Here is an 18,330-nt window from a genome sequence, read left to right as displayed (position 1 = left end):
GTATTACCGTCCCAAGCGCACCTGTGCGCCTTCGCGCAGGTCTGTCAACTGATGGCCGAACAGGGTGGTCTTGAGCATCGCCACCTGGGCGCCGGCCTTGTCGTAGATCGGTTGCGTCGTGCCGGGACGGGCGCGCATGGTGCGCAGCTCATCCTCGACCGTGACCTGGGCCACGCGCGGCCGGCCGTAGGCCCAGGCGGCGGCGCCAGCCGCGGCCAACAGCGCCGCCGCCAGGCCGCCCAGGGCCGCCAGCGGCCCCATGCCGTAGTGGACCCGCACTTCGAGCGGCAGCACCGCGGTGGAGGCCTGCACGGTCGCGGGCGGCGTGAAGATGTCGGGCAGCGGGTCGCCCGGGAACAGGGCCGCCATGCGCTGGCGGAAATGCTGCGACAAGGCGAGGCGCTGGTTCGCCAGGTGCAGCTCGATGCGGCCCGGCAGCACGTAGGCCGAGCCGGCCGACTTGAGCGCCTCCATCGACCATTTGTCGGGCAACTGCGCCACCGGCAGCTGCATGGTCGAGCCGAGCGGCAGCGGCTTGCCTGGCGCCAGGTTCTCCACCTGGCTGCTGGCCAGCTTGATGGGACGATCCTCGCCCGCCAGCATCGAGCGCGCGCCGAGTGTGGCCGAGACGATGGTGTACGGGTACATCGCGTTTTCAAGGCGCCAAGCAACGCTGGCCCTGGGAGTGCGCGCATCCGGGTCGACGTCGGCGCGCAGCGCGCCTCCGGGCGCCTGCGAGAAGGACACGCCCGGCGCATCCTCCACCTGGGCCGGCGCCAGGCGGACGGTGTCGCGGTCGAGCGGTTTCAGGCGCGCCGGCTGCTCGGTGATCACGCGGGCGATGCGGCCCGAAGCCAGCAGGCCGTCGAGCGCACGGCTGCCCTCCTTGCCGACCGCGAAGGCATACACCATCAACCCGTTGGCCTGGTAGTGCTTGCCCTGGACCGGCATGCGCAGCGGGAAGGCCACCACCTTGTCGATGGCCTGCCCCTTGTGGATCAGCTCATAGAATTCGCGGTTGCGCGCGGCCGTGGCCTGGTCGTTGTTCGGGCTGTTGCGGTTATTGGTCACCAGCCAGACGATGCCCGGCTTGCCGCCGAGCGCCGTCGTGATGGCCGCCTGTACCGCTTCGCCGAGGTCGGTGTCGGCCAGCGCGCTGCTGTTCGGCTTGCGCGCGGTGTCCAGGTTCGCCAGCGCGCCACCCACGCGGCTGCGCACCGTCTCATCAATCGCTTTCATCGACAGCAGCGCCTTCGGTGAGGGCGCGCCGGGCAGCGACTGGTTGAAGGCGGCCAGCACCAGCGCGTCGCCCGGCTGCACCACGGCGCCGGCCAGGGCGCCGACGAGCGGCTTGAACTGGCTCTTCGGGTCGCTGTAGAAGGGTTCCATCCAGCCCGAGTTCTGCACCAGGAAGACATGCGGCGTCGCCCACGCCCCCGCCATGGCGAACAGCACCGCCAGCGCGGCAAGCAAGTGCTTGAAACGCGCCCTCATGCCGGCTCTTCCAGGCGCCAGCCGCGCATCGCGTTCCAGTCCGGATGGTGCAGCCACAGGCAGCCGTCGTAGACGAAAGGCACGCACTCCAGTGGACGCGACAGGCGCACCACTTCGTCGAGGATCACGTTGCGGCGACCGATCCATTCGACCGTGGTGCGGGCGATCGTTCGCTCTTCCAGCGCATCCTCGGCGCGGCCGGTGACCTTGTGCATGCGCAGCACCAGGCCGCTCGGCTGGCTGCGGTTGTTGTTGAAGGCGCGCAGTAGCGGCAGCACCAGGGTTTCGTCCTGGTTCAGGTCTTCCACGTGTTCGCCCGACCAGGGCTCGTCGAGCACCGGGTGGCCGCGCCGGAACAGGAAGTTGGCGAAGCCCAGGCGCGCGCCGTCGATCGGCGCCGTCTCCGGCCGCTCGCTGCCGAGTTCGAGGAAGGAGTAGCCCTGGCCGTCATGGCCGATGTGCCACAGGCGGCCGTCGCGGCTCTGGGTCGGCCCGCCGAAGGCCAGGCGAGGTTGCCAGCCCGGGGGCCAGGGCGTGAACAGCGGCGGCTCGCCCGGTCGCCAGGCCAGCTGTCCCTGCTCGTGCAGCCAGAACAGGCGCCCGTCGTAGCCGATCGGACGCGACCAGCCGCTTGCGGGAACGTCGGGGCAGGCGAATTCCTCGACCGCATCAAGATCGATGCGCGCGCTCCACAGGCGCACCATGCCTTCCGGCGCCACCAGGCAGGCGATGTGGCGGCGCCTGGCGCCGGGCGCCGCAACGACCGGCGCCTGCAGCACGGGTTCGAGGCGGTAGGTTTCGCTGACGGGATTGATCCACAGGCGTTGCAGGCCCGTGTTGGTCGGCACGATGGCGACTTCGCCGCGGCGCGGCTCCAGCACCGGCAGCCATGCATAGCTGGAGGAGGTGAAGGCCAGGCTGGCCGCCCCATCGTCCGGCGCCATCACGTGCCACAGGCCGGCCACCGGGTCCCAGTACTGCAGCACGCCGCGGGTATGCGCCAGCGCCAGCAGGCGCTGCTCCGGAAAGCCGTAGTGGGCGGCGGCGAACACGCAGTAGGCGTTGGGCGGCGTCGGCATGCTCAGGTCGCAGCGGCCGGGGTGAGGCGCGGCCGGACGTTCCTCCAGGCTGTCGCCGAGCGGCAGCGACGTGACCGGCAAGCCATGCGGCACATGGCGCGGCAGCATGGCATCGGCACCCGGGCCCCACCAGCCGGGCTGGCGCGAAGGCGTGCCGGGAAGGCGTTGCAAGGGCTTGCCGCAGTTCGGGCAGAAAACGAAACCTTCGGGGTAGATGGGCGCGCAGCCGCAGCTGGTCGGCAGCGAGGCGCCGAGCAGGCGGGCAACGTCGGGCAGGCGGCCGGGCGCATGGGCCTGCCAGTCGATGCGGCCCAGCCCTTCGCTGGCCAGCAACGCAAACTGTCCCTGCTCGTCTTCCTGCCAGACACTGGCAGGCGTTTCCCATCGGTATGTCATTCTCGCCTTTTCGCCCAAATAATTGATCAACATCTAGCCTGATGGGGCAGTTGTTGTTGCTCAAATCATAGCGCCGGGCACTGCCGCGCGGCGCGCCGTACACGGGGTAGCGTGCCCTGACACCTGAAGGATCAATAGACGAGCCAAAAACGGGCTGAAGCGCGGAACTTTTGGCCAACGTACGTATAATGGCGGCGATTTCGCCTCCATTTCCGCTCAACATGCATACGCCAGTTTCACCAGACCTCCCCGCGCCCGCCGTCGACGCCGCCACCGCGCACCTGCGCGACATCCTGGCGCTCGCGCTCGAACACGGCCCCGGACAGCGGGCGCTGGTCGTCTATGACGAACGCACACCCCTGTCGCGCGCCCTGACCGAGGCTTACCGCCTCAACCTGGAGGAGGCAAGCTTCGTCGACTTCGACAGCGCCACGCCGCAGGCGGTGCTGGCGGCCTTTCGCGCGATGGGGCCGAAGGACCTGGTGGTGCTGGTGCAGTCGACCAACTTCCGCCTCGACGGCTTCCGCATCCGGGTCGAGCTGTTCAAGCTGGGCCTGAAGGTGATCGAGCACGTGCACCTGTCGCGCATGCCGGGCCCGCAGTCGGAGCACTACATCGAAGCGCTGGCCTACGATCCAGCCTACTTCCGCGGCACCGGGCGTGCGCTCAAACGCCGCATCGATGCGGCGCCGCATGGGCGGGTCGAGGGCGGCGGCGAGACCCTGCATTTCAGCTCGGCCTTCGAGCCGGCCAAGCTGAACGTGGGCGACTACAGCGAGATGAACAACGTCGGCGGCCAGTTCCCGATCGGCGAAGTGTTCACCGAGGCGCTCGACCTGGAGGCGGTGCACGGCCGGGTGCAGGTGCACGTCTTCGGCGATACCAGTTACCGCTCGAACCGCCCGGACCTGCCGGTGACCCTGATCATCGAGCGCGGGCGCGTGGTCGGCACCGAGAACGCGACGCCGGCTTTCCAGGAAGTGCTGGACAAGATCACCCTTGATGAAGGCGAGGTCTGGGTGCGCGAGCTGGGCTTCGGCCTGAACCGGGCCTTTACGCGCGCGCGCCGCGTGGACGACATCGGCACCTACGAGCGCATGTGCGGCATCCACCTGTCGCTCGGCGCCAAGCACGGGGTGTATCCGAAGCCGGGCTTCAAGCGCAAGGACGCGCGCTACCACATCGACGTGTTCGCGGTGACCGACGCCGTCTACCTGGGCGAGGAGCGTGTTTACGCGGAGGAAGGATGGATTTGTAACAACTAGTTTTTCTTCGCGCCACAAGTGCTACCATGGTTCGTTTGCAATTGTTTCGTAGGGCGTTCTATGGCAGCAAATGCACCAAGCTGCGTCGATGAAATCCAGGCAATCGGCGCGGTGCCGAAGATCCTGGAAACCGTCGCCGCCATGACCGGCCTGCGCTTCGTGTGCATCGCCCACGTCACGCAGGATTCCTGGACCGCCTGCGCGGTGCTCGACAAGCTCGAATTCGGCCTCAAGCCCGGCGACCCGCTCGACGTCACCACCACCCTGTGCGAGGAAGTGCGCGATACCGGCGCCGCCGTGATCATCGACCACGTGCGTGAAAGCGCGCAGTACTGCGAGCACCACACCCCGCGCATCTACGGCTTCCAGAGCTACTTCTCGATTCCGGTATTCCGTCCCGACGGCCAGTATTTCGGCACCCTGTGCGGACTCGATCCGGAACCTGCCCGGCTTACCGATGCCGTCACCGTCTCGACCCTGCAGTTGTTCGCCGAACTGATCGCCAAGCAGCTGGAAGGAGAGCGCTCGCTGGGCGAAGCACGCGCCGCCCTGCTGGATGAGCGCGAGACGGCCGAGCTGCGCGAGCAGTTCATCGCCGTGCTCGGGCACGACTTGCGCACCCCGCTCGGCTCCGTGCTGTCGGGCACCGAGATCCTGCTGCTGAAGCACCAGGATCCGTCCACCCGCCAGGTGGTCGAACGCATCCGCCGCAGCACCCGGCGCATGGCGGCCCTGGTCGAGGATGTGGTCGACTTCACGCGCGGCCGCATGGGCGGCGGCATCGCGCTCGACCTGCGCATGGTGAAGGGCGCCGACCTGCGCCTGCACGACGTGGTGGACGAACTGTCCGGCGTCTACCCGGAGCGCACCATCGACACCGCGATCCAGCCCGGCATGTCGCTGCACTGCGACCCGGAGCGGCTGGCGCAGCTGCTGTCCAACCTGCTGAAGAACGCCCTGGTGCACGGCAGCGCGCATCATCCCGTGTTCGTGGTTGCCCACGTGCGCGAGGGCCAGTTCACGCTGCGCGTCACCAACGGCGGGCCGGACCTGAGCCCTGCCGTCATCGCCCAGCTCCTGAAACCCTACTGGCGCGCGGCTTCGCGCGCCGGTAGCGAAGGCCTGGGACTCGGCCTGTACATCGTCGACCAGATCGCGCGCGGCCATGGCGGGACGATCGACATCGGCTCGAGCGCCGGATCGACCTCGTTCACCTTCACGATGCCGGCGGAAGCCCGGGCTTGAGAAGGCGCTTGCGCCGCCTGCCGTATTTACCGATACTGTTGCTGATGAGGTAACTCGACAACAGTCAAGGGAGACGGCATGGACGCAAGGTGGATGGTGCGCGGATTCGCGCCACTGGGTATGAGCATGCTGGCGTGCTTGCCTGCACAAGCACAGGACGCGGAGTCCATCGCGCGCATCGAGCGCGGCCTGCGTCCCGCCGTGGCGATCCAGGGCGCGAAACTCGAGACCCGTACGCTGGCCGCCGAGATGGCGCGCCTGAACGTGCCGGGCGTGAGCGTCGCCGTCATCCGCGGCGGCAAGATCGCCTGGGCCAAGGGCTATGGCGTGACGCACGCGAACGGCGCCCCGGTCACCCCGCAGACCCTGTTCCAAGCCGCCTCGATCAGCAAACCAGTGGCGGCCATGGCGGCCCTGAAGATGGTCGAAGCGGGCCAGCTCGAGTTCGACGCCGACATCAACACCGTGCTCACCAGCTGGAAGCTGCCCCCTGGCCCCGCCAAGCGGCCGGCCACCCTGCGCCAGCTGCTGTCGCACACGGCCGGCACCACGGTCTCGGGCTTTCGCGGCTATGCGGCCGGCGCGCAGGTGCCGACGCTGCTGCAGGTCCTGGATGGCGCAGCGCCGGCGAACAGTGGACCGATACGCATCGAAGGCATGCCCGGCGACGCCTGGAATTACTCGGGCGGCGGCTACACCGTGGTCCAGCAGGCCATGATCGACCGTTCCGGCCGGCCCTTCGACGCGCTGATGGAAGAGACGGTCCTCAAGCCGCTCGGCATGAGCGACAGCAGCTTCGCCCAGCCGCTGCCCGGCGCCTTGCTGGCCCGCGCCGCCCTGCCCCACTCCGAAAACGGCAAGCCCACCGCGGGCGGCGCCCACACCTATCCCGAGCTGGCGGCCGCCGGCATGTGGACGACGCCGACCGACCTTGCGAAGTTCGCGCTTGCGCTGCAGCGCGGCGCGGGCGGCGCCGACGGCGTGCTGTCCCCGACCATGACGCGCACGATGCTGCGTCCGGTGATGAACAACTATGCGCTCGGCCTGCACATCGACGGCAAGGCGCCGCAGCACGCTTTTTCCCACGGCGGCAGCAACATGGGCTACCAGAACACGCTGTACGCCTACGTCGCGCGCGGCGACGGCGCGGTGGTGATGACCAACGGCGATGGCGGAGCCCAGCTGGCGCAGTCCGTCATCCGCGCCATCGCGGCCGAGTACCGCTGGCCGAGCTACCAGACCGTGATGCGCAAGGCGATCGCGCTGCCGGCGGCAACCCGGGCCAAGCTGGCCGGGCGCTACGAGATCAAGGACCTGGGCGGCTTCGAGATCGCCGAGCGCGAGGGCAAGCTGATGGTGGCGCTGCGCGAGAACCAGTGGGAACCGTTGTATGCGGAATCGGCGCGCAAGCTGTTCGTGCTGTCGCGCGAGCTCGAGCTGCACATGGAAAACCAGGGCGGCCGCCTGGTCAGCGGTTCGTTCAACGTGGCATTCAAGCGGGTTCGCTGAGCTTGTCCACGGCCGGATTGCGCAGCGGGCAGGCATCGAGCGGCTCGGCCAGGCGTTGCGCCAGCCCTGCCCGCAGTTCGGCCAGGCCCGCGATACGCGCGTCGATGTCCGCCAGCTTGCGCGCCAGGGCTGCGCGCAGCTCGGCGCCGGAGCTGGCCGGGTCGCTCAACAGGGGCATGCCGGCCTCGATCTCGGCCAGCGTGAAGCCGAGCGACTGGGCGGTGCGCAGGTAGCACAGCCACTCGACCGCCTCCGGCGGATAGTCGCGGTAGCCATTCTCGCGCCGGCGCGCCGTCAACAGGCCGCGCGCCTCGTAGAAGCGCAGCGCGTCGCGGCTCAGGCCCGTGGCTGCCGCCAGTTCTCCAATCTGCATGGCTCGTTTCCGAAAAATCGCTTGACCCTCGAGTGTACTCCAGGCTTGAGGATGGGGACTTCGTTATCCCAAGGAGCCCTGCCATGCCGCTTTCCCTCGCCGCCAACCGCCGCATCGTGCGCGCCAGCGCCACCTACGACCTGCTGCTCACAGCCGCGTTTGCCACGCCGTGGACCTTCGCCCTCGCCCATGGCCAGATCTCGTCCTTGAACCTGACGCTGGGCGGCGCGGCGCTGCCCGGCTTTACGCCTTTCCATATGCTGTTTGCCTGCCTGATGGGCAGCGTGGTGCTGGTGTGGTCGCTGCTGCGCGTCCTCGAGCCGACGCAGCGTCTGGGACGCTTCGACGGCGTCGCGCGTTTCCTGTTCTCGCTGTGGATGGCCTGGTGCCTGGCCGAGACCGGTGCGCCGGTGCTGTGGCTGTTCGTGGTGCCGGAGTTTGCCTGGGGTGTGGCGCAATGGTGGCCGGTCCGTGGACAGGAAGACGGGCAGCGCTACAATGGCGTTTTGTCCCGGACTTCCCAAGCATGCTGACCACCGAACAGCGCGACCAATACCAGCGCGACGGCTTCCTCGTCATCCCCGATTTCAAGAGCATCGAAGAAATCGCCACCCTGCGCCGCCGTGCCGAGCAAATCGTCGACGCCTTCGATCCAAGCGAATCGCGCGCCATCTTCACGACCAAGGACCAGGCCCGCGCCAGCGATGCCTGGTTCCTCGGCTCGGACAACACGGTGCGCTGCTTCTTCGAAGAGGAAGCCTTCGGCCCCGACGGCCAGCTGCGCCAGGCCAAGTCGCTGTCGATCAACAAGATCGGCCACGCCATGCACGACCTCGACCCGGTCTTCGACGCCTTCACGCGCGACCCGAAGCTGGCCGCGGTGGCGCGCGACCTCGGTCTCGAGCAAGCGCAGGTATGGCAGTCGATGTATATCTTCAAGCAGCCCGGCATCGGCGGCGAGGTGCGCTGGCACCAGGACGCTACCTTCTTCGACAGCGACCCGATCACTGTGACCACCTTCTGGTTCGCCCTGGAAGATGCGACCGTGGACAACGGCTGCCTGTGGGCCGAGCCGGGCGGCCACCGCGGCCCGCTGCGCGAGCGCTTCCTGCGCGATGGCGACACGATCACGATGGAAAAGCTGGACAACACGCCCTGGCCAAATGACAGCACCGCGGTCCCGCTGGAGGCCAAGGCCGGCACCCTGGTCTGCTTCCACGGCCTGCTGCCGCACTACAGCGCCCCGAACCGCTCGCCGGTGTCGCGCCACGCATTCACCCTGCATGCCACCGATGCGCGGTCTGTTTACTCCCCGCGCAACTGGATCCAGCGCGGGGACGATTTCCCCGTGCGCGGCTTCGATCCGCACGAATAAGACACAGTTTCGGCCCGGGTGGGGATGCATATGCATCATGTATCAGCTTTTTTACAAATCCACTGAGCAATTGATAATTGGTAAAGCTAGAATAGTTTTTCCTATACCAATTAAAATTCCAGGGGAAATATGATACGTCTGCCCATCGGACTAGCCACACTGTGCCTCAGCGCCACGGTTTTCGCAGCACCGCCTTTCGACGACAAATTCCGCCAGCTCGACGAATTGCTGCCGACGCCGGGCGCCGTGCGCACCGCGTCGGGCGCGCCGGGCCACGCTTACTGGCAGCAGCGCGCCGACTACACGATGCGCGCCACGCTCGACGAGAACAAGCGTTCGCTCACTGGCTCGGGCACCATCACGTACCACAACAACTCCCCTGACACGCTGAAGTACCTCTGGCTGCAGCTGGACGAGAACATCTACAAGCCGGATTCGGCTGCCCGCAGCACCGCCACCCTGCCCTCGCGCGAAGCCTGGCAGGCGCGCGGCAACGATGGCGTGAAGTTCGACGCCCTGCGCACCCTGTTCACCGCGCGCGATTTCGACGGCGGCTTCAAGGTCGCCAACGTGCGCGACAGCGGCGGCCGTGCGCTGAAGTACACCATCAACGGCACCATGATGCGCATCGACCTGCCGCAGCCGCTCAAGCCGGGTTCGCGCGTGTCGTTCAGCCTCGACTGGAACTACAACATCAACGAGCAGAAGGTGCTCGGCGGCCGTTCCGGCTACGAGAAGTTCGACGACGGCAACGACCTGTACGAGATCGCCCTGTGGTTCCCGCGCATGGCGGCCTACTACGACGTCTACGGCTGGCAGCACAAGCAGTTCCTGGGTTCGGGTGAGTTCACGCTGGAATTCGGCGACTACGACGTGCGCATCACCGTCCCGGCCGACCACATCGTGGCGTCCACCGGCGAACTGCAGAACCCGAACGAGGTCCTGACCGCCACCCAGCGCCAGCGCCTGCAGCAGGCCAAGACCGCCAAGAAGCCGGTCATCATCGTGACCCAGGCCGAAGCCGAAGCCGCCGAGAAGAGCCGCGCCACCAACACCAAGACCTGGCACTTCAAGGCCAAGAACGTGCGCGACTTCGCGTTCGCGTCGAGCCGCAAGTTCATCTGGGATGCCCAGGGCATCAAGTCGGGCAACACCGACGTGATGGCGATGTCCTACTATCCGAAGGAAGGCAACCCGCTGTGGGAGCGCTACTCGACCCACGCGATCATCCACACCATCGAGCAGTACAACAAGTATTCCTTCGACTATCCGTACCCGGTCTCGATTTCCGTAAACGGCCCGGTGGGCGGCATGGAATACCCAATGATCACCTTCAACGGCCCGCGTCCGGTCAAGGACAAAAAGACCGGCGAGCTGACCTACTCGAAGCGCACCAAGTACGGCCTGATCGGCGTGATCATCCACGAAGTGGGCCACAACTACTTCCCGATGATCGTCAACTCGGACGAGCGCCAGTGGACCTGGATGGACGAGGGCATCAACTCCTTCGTGCAGTCGCTGGCCCAGGAAGCCTGGGAAGAAGAATGGGATGAGATGCGCGGCCATCCGCGCACGATCGTTCCCTACATGCGTTCCCAGAACCAGGTGCCGATCATGACCAACTCGGAGTCGCTGCTCCAGTTCGGCAACAACGCCTACGCCAAGCCGGCCGCCGCGCTGAACGTGCTGCGCGAGACCATCCTGGGCCGCGAACTGTTCGACTTCGCCTTCAAGGAATACGCCGAGCGCTGGAAGTTCAAGCGCCCGACCCCGGCCGACTTCTTCCGTACCATGGAAGACGCTTCGGGCACGGACCTCGACTGGTTCTGGCGCGGCTGGTTCTACACCACCGACGCGGTCGACATCAGCGTGGACGGCATCACCGAGTACACCGTGAGCAGCAAGGATCCGGAAGTCGAGAAGGCCTGGGCGCGTGCACGCAAGCAGGAAGAACCGATCTCGATCACCGACCAGCGCAACAAGGGCATGGAGCGCCGCGTCGACCGCTTCCCGGAGCTGAAGGATTTCTATAACGAGAACGACGACTTCACTGTCACCAACAAGGACCGCAACAAGTTCAACGAGACCATGGCCGGCCTCGAGGACTGGGAAAAGGCCCTGCTCAAGGAAGGCAAGCGCCTGTACCTGGTGGACTTCTCGAACAAGGGTGGCCTGGTGATGCCGCTGATCGTGGAGATCACGACCCAGAGCGGAAAAAAATACATCGAGCGCATCCCGGCCGAGGTGTGGCGCTACTCGCCGAAGAAGATCACCAAGCTGTTCGTCACCGACGAGCCGATCGTGAGCCTGGTGCAGGACCCGTACTGGGAGACCGCCGACATCGACGTGAGCAACAACGCGTGGCCGGCCAAGGCAGTGCCGTCGCGGCTGGAGCTGTTCAAGTCGGAGCGTGAGCCGGCGAACAACCTGATGCGTGACTTCAACACCAAGCTGGCCCCGCCGAAAGCGGCAGGCCAAGAGGCGCCGAAGGCCGAGTAACACGCTGTCGACCCGTCATCACCGGCAGGGCTGCGCGCCCTGCCGTTTCTTTATAGAGCAAGCGCATTAATATTCAATCACGCATGAAAATGAAACAACTGCAGGCGGTGATCGCCACCCTGTTCCTGGCCAGCGCCGCCCACGCCGCGCCGGCCTTCGATGACAAGTTCCGCCAGCTCGACGAACTGCTGCCGACCGCCACCGACACCCGCACCGCCTCCGGCGCCCCGGGCCACCGCTACTGGCAGCAGCGCGCCGACTACCGCCTGCGCGCGACGCTCGACGAGGACAAACGCGCCGTCACCGGTTCCGGCACGGTCACTTATTACAATAATTCGCCAGACACGCTGTCCTACCTGTGGGTGCAGCTGGACCAGAACATGTTCCGCGCCGATTCGGACAACCGCCGCATCTCCACCCTGCCCTCGCGCGAAGCCTGGCAGGCGCGCGGCAACGACGGCGTCAAGTTCGACACCTTGCGGGCCACCCTCGCACAGCGAGGCTTCGAGGGCGGCATCCAGGTCACCAGCCTGACCGGGAGCGACGGCCGCGCCTTGCGCCACACGGTCAACAAGACCATGATGCGCATCGACCTGCCGCAGCCGCTCAAGCCGGGCGCACGCGTGTCCTTCAACATGGCCTGGACCTTCAACATTCCCGAAGCGAACGTCGTCGGCCGCCGCACCGGCTTCGAAAAATTCGACGATGGCAACGACATCTACCTGACTGCCCAGTGGTTCCCGCGCATGGCGGCCTACTACGACGTCAAGGGCTGGCAGAACAAGCAGTACATGGGCGACGGCGAATTCACGCTGGAGTTCGGCGACTACGACGTGCAGCTGACCGTCCCGGCCGACCACGTGGTCGCCTCCACCGGCGAGCTGCAGAACGCGAACGCGGTCCTGAGCGCCGTCCAGCGCCAGCGCCTGGAGCAGGCTCGCAGCGCCAGGAAACCGGTCGTCATCATCACCCAGGCGGAAGCGGAAGCCGCCGAGAAGGGCCGCTCGAAGGCGACCAAGACCTGGCACTTCAAGGCCAAGGACGTGCGCGACTTCGCCTTCGCCTCGAGCCGCAAGTTTATCTGGGACGCCCAGGCGATCAAGAGCGGCAACAAGGACGTGCTGGCGATGTCCTACTATCCGAAGGAAGGCAACCCGCTGTGGGAGCGCTACTCGACGGCCGCCGTGATCCACACCATCGAGCAGTACAACAAGTATTCCTTCGACTATCCCTACCCGACCGCGATCTCGGTGAACGGCTCGATCGGCGGCATGGAATACCCGATGATCTCGTTCAACGCCGGCCGCCCGGTGAAGGACAAGAAGACCGGCGAACTCACCTATGCGAAGAGCACCAAGTACGGCCTGATCAGCGTGATCATCCACGAAGTGGGCCACAACTACTTCCCGATGATCGTCAACTCGGACGAGCGCCAGTGGACCTGGATGGACGAGGGCATGAACAGCTTCCTGCAGTTCCTGGCCGAGGAAGCCTGGGAAGACAACTACCCGTCGCGCCGCGGCGAAGCGCGCAACATCGTCGACTACATGCGCAGCACCAACCAGGTGCCGATCATGACCAATGCCGAATCGACAATCCAGCGCGGTAACAACGCCTACGCCAAGCCGGCCGCCGCACTGAACATCCTGCGCGAGACCATCCTCGGCCGCGAATTGTTCGACTTCGCCTTCAAGGAGTTCTCCGAGCGCTGGAAGTTCAAGCGTCCGACCCCGGCCGACTTTTTCCGCACGATGGAAGATGCCTCCGGCACCGATTTGGACTGGTTCTGGCGCGGCTGGTTCTACACCACCGACGCGGTCGACATCAGCGTCGACGGCGTCACCGAGTACACCGTCAGCAGCAAGGATCCGGAAATCGAAAAGGCCTGGGCGCGTGCACGCAAGCAGGAAGAACCGATCTCGATCACCGACCAGCGCAACAAGGGCATGGAACGCCGCGTCGACCGCTTCCCGGAGCTGAAGGATTTCTATAACGAGAACGACGACTTCACCGTCACCAACAAGGACCGCAACAAGTTCAACGAGACCATGGCCGGCCTCGAGGACTGGGAAAAGGCCCTGCTCAAGGAAGGCAAGCACCTGTACCTGGTGGACTTCTCGAACAAGGGTGGCCTGGTGATGCCGCTGATCGTGGAGATCACGACTCAGAGCGGCAAGAAGTACATCGAGCGTATCCCGGCCGAAGTGTGGCGCTACTCGCCGAAGAAGATCACCAAGCTGTTCGTCACCGACGAGCCGATCGTGAGCCTGGTGCAGGACCCGTACTGGGAGACCGCCGACATCGACGTGAGCAACAACGCGTGGCCGGCCAAGGCAGTGCCGTCGCGCCTGGAACTGTTCAAGACCGAGCGCGATCCGGCAACGGGCAACCTGATGCGCGATGCGAAAACCAGGCTGGCGCCGGTCAAAACGCCTGACGCCGCAAAGAAAGCCGAGTAATGATGATGTTCCGCCTGAAGCCCGCCTTCATGGCGCTGTTCGCCGCCGCCCTGCTGTTTCTCAGCACGGCGGCGGGCGCGCACCGCTTCCACATGGGGATCACCGAGGTCGCGTTCAATCCGCGCACCGGCAGCACGGAGATCGTCCATACCTACATGGCGCACGACGTCGAGGCGCTCCTGATGAACCTGTACGGACGCCAGTTCGACCTGGGCGATCCGGAAGACCAGGTGGTGCTGCGCAAGTATGTCGAAGAGCGCTTCTTCCTCAAGGGCGAGGACAAGGCGCGCCTGCCGGTGCGCTGGATCGGCATGACCGCCGACTCGCAGAGCGTGGTCATCTACCAGGAACTGGAGAACGCGCCGCTGTCGAAGACCGCCGCGATCCACCAAGGCGTGCTGATGGACTTCCTGCCCGACCAGGTCAATACCGTCAACCTCAATAACGCGGGCGCGATCCGCTCGCTGACTTTCACCCAGGCCGCCGTCGAGCAGCCAACGCAAGAGAAACAACCCTGATGCTTCGTTCCAACCGTACTGTGCTTGCCGGCGCCATCGCCGCGCTGTTCCTCCATGTCCCGGCCCTGGCCGACGACTTCGTCCTGCAGCGCGTCCTCGTCGAAGGCTCGCGCACCAGCCAGATCGGCATGACCGATTCGGCCAGCTCCGGCACCGTCGGCGCCAAGGACCTGGCCAACCGCACCGTGTACCGCCCCGGCGAGCTGCTGGAAGCGACGCCCGGCCTGATCGCCAGCCAGCACAGCGGCGAAGGCAAGGCCAACCAGTTTTACCTGCGCGGCTTCAACCTGGACCATGGCACCGACCTGGCCACCTGGGTGGACGGCATGCCGGTCAACCAGCGCAGCCATGCGCACGGCCAGGGCTGGACCGACCTGAACTTCCTGATCCCGGAAATCGTCACCCGCCTCGACTACCGCAAGGGTCCCTACTCGGCCACGGACGGCGACTTCGCCTCGGCCGGCAAGGCCTCGATCGCCTACGCCAACCGCCTGGTGTCGCCGCTGGCCGCCGTGACCGTCGGCCAGGACGCGTACGCACGCACGGTGCTGGCCGCCTCGCCCGAGCTGGCCGGCGGCAACCTGCTGTACGCGCTGGAACTGATGAAGAACGACGGCCCGTGGACGCGGCCGGACGGCTACCGCAAGATCAATGCGGTGCTGCGCTACAGCCGCGGCTATGCCAACAACGGCTGGACCGTCACCGCCATGCACTACCGCGGCCACTGGAACGCCACCGACCAGATCCCGCTGCGTGCGGTCGCCGGCGGCCAGCTGGGACGTTTCGACACGATCGACCTGAGCGATGGCGGCGAGGCCGAGCGCAGCAGCCTGTCGGGCAGCTGGCGCCGCACCACCCAGGACACGGCCAGCAGCCTGAGCGCCTACGCGATCCGCAACAAGGGCGAGCTGTATTCGAACTTCACCTATTTTCTGAACGACCCGGTGAACGGCGACCAGTTCGCCCAGCCGGACCGCCGCGTGACCACGGGCCTGGACGGCAGCCACACCTGGCACGCCTACAAGCAGGGGGACATCGCCTCGGACATGACCGCCGGCTTCCAGCTCCAGAACGACAACATCTTCAACGGCTTGTACGACACCCGCGCGCGCCGGCGCATCGCGACCACGCGCGAAGACCACATTGTCGAGGGCAGCGCTGCCGTCTACCTCGAAAACGCCACGATGTGGAGCAAGGCGCTGCGCACCGTGGTGGGCCTGCGCGCCAATGCCTACCGCTTCAGCGTCGACGGCGACCGGCCTGAGAATGCCGGCCGCGCCCGCGACAAGCTGGTCACGCCCACGCTGAGCGTGGCCTACGGGCCGTGGTCGCACACCGAGCTGTATTTCAACTATGGTCACGGCTTCCACAGCAACGACGCGCGCGGCACCGTGGCGACCGTCGATCCGAAGACGCTGGATCCGGTGGACCGCACCCCGGGCCTGGTGCGCTCGCGCGGCGTGGAGCTGGGCCTGCGCACGGTGGCGATCCCGAAGACCGAGACCACGGTGTCGGTGTACCGCCTGGACTTCGATTCCGAGCTGACCTACATCGGCGACGCCGGCAATACCGAGGCGGGCGATCCGAGCCGCCGCTATGGCGTCGAGCTGTCGAACAGCGTGCGCGCCAACAAGTGGCTGACGCTGAACTTCGACGCGGCCTACGCACGGGCGCGCTCGCGCGGCGGCAACCCGGACGGCGACCGGGACGCCGGCCGCCGCATCCCTGGCGCCGTCGAAGGCGTGGCCCAGGCCGGCCTGACCGTCGACCGCGCGGGTCCGTGGTCGGGCGCCCTGCGCCTGCGCTACTTCGGCCCGCGTCCGCTGATCGAGGACGACAGCGTCCGCTCGCGCCCCAGCCTGACGCTCAACGGCCGCGTAGGCTACCGTCTCGGCAAGGACATGCGCATCGAGCTGGAAGGCTTCAACCTGACCAACCGGCGCGATTCGGCGATCGACTACTACTACGCTTCGCGCCTGCCGAACGAGGCGGAAGCAGTCGACGACATCCACTTCCACCCGATCGAGCCGCGCTCCTTCCGACTGAGCTTCACGAAGAACTGGTAATTGCTCGTGGTCATGCTAGTCGCATTGAAACCTGCTACGCTAACTGGATGACTACACGTGAACTACCCTATACCGCTCCGTCGCAGCTGACGGAAGCCATCCGCAGCGAGGGCTATGCCCTGCTGCGTCCGCAAGATGTCGCAGGCCTGGCCGGCTGCTCGCTCGACGAGCTGCAGTCGCTGGCGCCGAGCTGGGACCGGCTCGAACTCGACAACTACCTGAAGGACGGCGGCCGCTACCGGCGCCGCCGCCACTCCTGCTTCATACATGAGGAAGAAAGCCGCGACGACGCCGGCCACGCGCTGGTGCAGGTGCCGCACCGTCCGCACTGGCAGCCGGTCGAGTACAACGCCCTGCACGGCGGCATGCACCGCCTGTTCGAACCGGTCGAGACGGCGACCATCGCGAACCCGGCCTGGGGCCGCCTGCTGCGTGCCCTGGGCGACGTCTGCTCCAGCGTGCGCGGGCGCCAGACCTGGTACGTGGAAGCGCACCAGTTCCGCATCGATACCGCCGACGGCATCGGCCGTCCGACACCGGAAGGCGCGCACCGGGACGGCGTCGATTTCGTCGCCGTCATCCTGATCAGCCGTACCGGCATCAAGGGCGGGGAAACCCGGGTCTTCGAGGCCGACGGTCCGGCAGGCAAGCGTTTTACCATGCTCGAACCGTGGACCCTGCTGCTGCTCGACGACGCCGCCGTGATCCACGAATCGACGCCGATCCAGCCGCTGGACGAGCATGGGCACCGCGATACGCTGGTGCTGACCTGGCGCGCCGGGTCCTTCCAGGGCGCGGACGTGGCGCAGACCGACTGAAGGCGCAAAAAAAAGCGCCCGCGAACCTTGCGGCTGGCGGGCGATAATCCAATTTTCGGAGAAAACTGGAGGAGACGGTTCCAATATAACGCGATTTATTGTGCAGTGCAATACCGTAGAATTACGTAATCAAAATTCGACGGGAAGCGTTTCCAGAAATAGACGTTTTCCTCTATTTTGTTGCGCTGCGCAATGCTCGCTTCCCAGTATCAATAACGTAGAAATTTCTGGTCGAGCAGGAGCGCTCGCAAGCGCTCGGGCTGCGCCGGCTGGCTGCGAGCCGCCGCCATCGCAGCGGCCGAGGGCGTCGGCGCCGCCATCAGCACCGGCCCTGGCTGGGCTATCGTTCCCTGTGACACCTCGCCGGCGACGCCGGCACGCAGCGGCGGCGCCGACGACGCGTACTCGTGCGGCTGCACCGGCGCCAGCGCCAGCCTCCCAGCTGCCAGACGCTCCACGAATTCGGCACGGTCTGCATCCGGCAGCGGCGCGCGCACGAAGGCCATCAGGGGCGCCACATTGCCCACCGCCAGGCCGGATGCCCGGACTGCCGAGGCCACGAAGCGGAACCCGTCCTTCTCCTTGCTGTTCCACTGCGACGGCGCCAGGAATTCCGGACTGGTCAACAGCTGGCGCAGCACCGCGCGCTGGTCTCCGCCGGTGGCCTGCCACACCCGCCAGGTCGACCCTTGCAGGCTGGCGGAAGGCGCGGAGACGAAATGCCGCAGCAGCGCTTCCATCGCAGCCCGTTCGCTGTTCTTCCCGCGCGCATGCTCCCCGAGCGCCGCGCGCAGGTCGGCATGGCGGCCCAGCACGTGCGGACGCAGTGCCGCGTCTGCACCCTCTTCTTTCTTGAAGTAGTCGAGCCAGAAGCGCACCAGCACTGCTTCCAGCTGGCGCGGGCTGGCGATGGCGCGCAGCAGCACCGCTTCGGGCACGGGCAGCGCGCCCAGGCGCGCCTCCAGGCGCGGCGGCATCGGCGGCGGCGCCAGCTGGCCGTCCACCCAGGCCGGCACACCGAGTGCACGCACCCGCGCCACCTCGCCCGGCGCCGGGCCGTAGCCCAGGCGGTTCAGCAGGTGCTGCGCCAGCCCGTCGTCGAGCGCGGCGGAAGGCTGCGCATGGACGACGCCGCCGAGGAGCAGGCAAAACAACAGGATGAGGACTCGCATTCCGACTTTATATACCCACACAGGCTCCCTTGCTGCGCTGTTTGGTAAGTCTTTGTAAGAAC

General features: G+C 66.5%; 14 protein-coding genes. 10 read left to right on the top strand and 4 right to left on the bottom strand.

Features of this window, described 5'->3' with window-relative positions:
• Window positions 1-3: 3 nt before the first annotated feature.
• Window positions 4-1,494 carry a hypothetical protein gene (locus tag FG94_RS17965; protein ID WP_036214424.1) on the bottom strand — a complete coding sequence of 497 codons (1,491 nt, stop codon included), beginning with the start codon at window positions 1,492-1,494 and terminating at the stop codon, window positions 4-6.
• Window positions 1,491-2,969, bottom strand: a complete 1,479-nt coding sequence (locus FG94_RS17960) for a hypothetical protein (RefSeq protein WP_036214423.1) — start codon at window positions 2,967-2,969, stop codon at window positions 1,491-1,493. Before FG94_RS17960 ends, FG94_RS17965 begins: the two co-directional genes overlap by 4 nt.
• 221 nt (window positions 2,970-3,190) lie before the next feature.
• Here FG94_RS17960 and FG94_RS17955 point away from each other — a divergent pair, with 221 nt between their 5' ends.
• From FG94_RS17955 to FG94_RS17945, 3 genes are all read left to right on the top strand, one after another.
• Window positions 3,191-4,234, top strand: a complete 1,044-nt coding sequence (locus FG94_RS17955) for a hypothetical protein (RefSeq protein ID WP_036214727.1) — start codon at window positions 3,191-3,193, stop codon at window positions 4,232-4,234.
• A 60-nt stretch (window positions 4,235-4,294) separates the two neighbouring features.
• A complete protein-coding gene (locus FG94_RS17950; protein ID WP_036214422.1) occupies window positions 4,295-5,479 on the top strand; it encodes an ATP-binding protein in 1,185 nt (394 codons plus the stop codon).
• A 78-nt stretch (window positions 5,480-5,557) separates the two neighbouring features.
• Entirely contained in the window at window positions 5,558-6,988 is a 1,431-nt protein-coding gene (locus FG94_RS17945) for a serine hydrolase (protein ID WP_081926067.1), read from the top strand.
• Here the strand turns inward: FG94_RS17945 and FG94_RS17940 are convergent.
• The gene (locus tag FG94_RS17940; protein WP_036214421.1) at window positions 6,972-7,361 is read right to left on the bottom strand and encodes a MerR family transcriptional regulator; all 390 of its coding nucleotides are present in this window, start codon (window positions 7,359-7,361) and stop codon (window positions 6,972-6,974) included. The genes FG94_RS17945 and FG94_RS17940 overlap by 17 nt on opposite strands.
• Window positions 7,362-7,444: 83 nt before the next feature.
• Between FG94_RS17940 and FG94_RS17935 the strand changes: the two genes are divergently transcribed.
• The 7 genes from FG94_RS17935 (at window position 7,445) to FG94_RS17905 (ending at window position 17,096) form a co-directional block, all read left to right on the top strand.
• Window positions 7,445-7,894, top strand: coding sequence for a hypothetical protein (locus FG94_RS17935; protein WP_051996899.1), 450 nt, complete (start codon window positions 7,445-7,447; stop codon window positions 7,892-7,894).
• Window positions 7,888-8,736, top strand: coding sequence for a phytanoyl-CoA dioxygenase family protein (locus FG94_RS17930; protein ID WP_036214420.1), 849 nt, complete (start codon window positions 7,888-7,890; stop codon window positions 8,734-8,736). Before FG94_RS17935 ends, FG94_RS17930 begins: the two co-directional genes overlap by 7 nt.
• A gap of 129 nt (window positions 8,737-8,865) precedes the next feature.
• Window positions 8,866-11,235, top strand: coding sequence for a M1 family metallopeptidase (locus FG94_RS17925; protein ID WP_036214419.1), 2,370 nt, complete (start codon window positions 8,866-8,868; stop codon window positions 11,233-11,235).
• An 83-nt stretch (window positions 11,236-11,318) separates the two neighbouring features.
• Complete coding sequence (locus FG94_RS17920; RefSeq protein ID WP_081926066.1) at window positions 11,319-13,694, top strand: M1 family metallopeptidase; 2,376 nt, start codon at window positions 11,319-11,321, stop codon at window positions 13,692-13,694.
• On the top strand, window positions 13,694-14,212 hold the full coding sequence (locus FG94_RS17915) for a DUF6702 family protein (protein ID WP_229445985.1): 519 nt from the start codon (window positions 13,694-13,696) through the stop codon (window positions 14,210-14,212). Before FG94_RS17920 ends, FG94_RS17915 begins: the two co-directional genes overlap by 1 nt.
• Window positions 14,212-16,278 carry a TonB-dependent receptor gene (locus tag FG94_RS17910; RefSeq protein ID WP_036214417.1) on the top strand — a complete coding sequence of 689 codons (2,067 nt, stop codon included), beginning with the start codon at window positions 14,212-14,214 and terminating at the stop codon, window positions 16,276-16,278. Before FG94_RS17915 ends, FG94_RS17910 begins: the two co-directional genes overlap by 1 nt.
• Window positions 16,279-16,325: 47 nt before the next feature.
• Window positions 16,326-17,096, top strand: coding sequence for a 2OG-Fe dioxygenase family protein (locus FG94_RS17905; RefSeq protein ID WP_036214415.1), 771 nt, complete (start codon window positions 16,326-16,328; stop codon window positions 17,094-17,096).
• A gap of 209 nt (window positions 17,097-17,305) precedes the next feature.
• On the opposite strand, the gene FG94_RS17900 is transcribed toward FG94_RS17905, so the two are convergent.
• Entirely contained in the window at window positions 17,306-18,268 is a 963-nt protein-coding gene (locus FG94_RS17900) for a DUF1800 family protein (RefSeq protein WP_036214413.1), read from the bottom strand.
• Window positions 18,269-18,330: the final 62 nt, after the last annotated feature.

It is taken from the genome of Massilia sp. LC238 (genome assembly GCF_000735635.1).
GTDB lineage: Bacteria > Pseudomonadota > Gammaproteobacteria > Burkholderiales > Burkholderiaceae_D > Telluria > Telluria varians.
Note: the sequence above shows the minus strand (reverse complement) of the source record. Positions and strands in the feature narration are given on the sequence as shown.

Coding starts and splice junctions, on each gene's coding strand:
- FG94_RS17905 (WP_036214415.1), top strand. CDS start 16,326: ATGACTACACGTGAACTACCCTATACCGCTCCGTCGCAGCTGACGGAA.
- FG94_RS17940 (WP_036214421.1), bottom strand. CDS start 7,361: ATGCAGATTGGAGAACTGGCGGCAGCCACGGGCCTGAGCCGCGACGCG.
- FG94_RS17910 (WP_036214417.1), top strand. CDS start 14,212: ATGCTTCGTTCCAACCGTACTGTGCTTGCCGGCGCCATCGCCGCGCTG.
- FG94_RS17930 (WP_036214420.1), top strand. CDS start 7,888: ATGCTGACCACCGAACAGCGCGACCAATACCAGCGCGACGGCTTCCTC.
- FG94_RS17925 (WP_036214419.1), top strand. CDS start 8,866: ATGATACGTCTGCCCATCGGACTAGCCACACTGTGCCTCAGCGCCACG.
- FG94_RS17965 (WP_036214424.1), bottom strand. CDS start 1,494: ATGAGGGCGCGTTTCAAGCACTTGCTTGCCGCGCTGGCGGTGCTGTTC.
- FG94_RS17920 (WP_081926066.1), top strand. CDS start 11,319: ATGAAAATGAAACAACTGCAGGCGGTGATCGCCACCCTGTTCCTGGCC.
- FG94_RS17945 (WP_081926067.1), top strand. CDS start 5,558: ATGGACGCAAGGTGGATGGTGCGCGGATTCGCGCCACTGGGTATGAGC.
- FG94_RS17915 (WP_229445985.1), top strand. CDS start 13,694: ATGATGATGTTCCGCCTGAAGCCCGCCTTCATGGCGCTGTTCGCCGCC.
- FG94_RS17960 (WP_036214423.1), bottom strand. CDS start 2,969: ATGACATACCGATGGGAAACGCCTGCCAGTGTCTGGCAGGAAGACGAG.
- FG94_RS17935 (WP_051996899.1), top strand. CDS start 7,445: ATGCCGCTTTCCCTCGCCGCCAACCGCCGCATCGTGCGCGCCAGCGCC.
- FG94_RS17900 (WP_036214413.1), bottom strand. CDS start 18,268: ATGCGAGTCCTCATCCTGTTGTTTTGCCTGCTCCTCGGCGGCGTCGTC.
- FG94_RS17950 (WP_036214422.1), top strand. CDS start 4,295: ATGGCAGCAAATGCACCAAGCTGCGTCGATGAAATCCAGGCAATCGGC.
- FG94_RS17955 (WP_036214727.1), top strand. CDS start 3,191: ATGCATACGCCAGTTTCACCAGACCTCCCCGCGCCCGCCGTCGACGCC.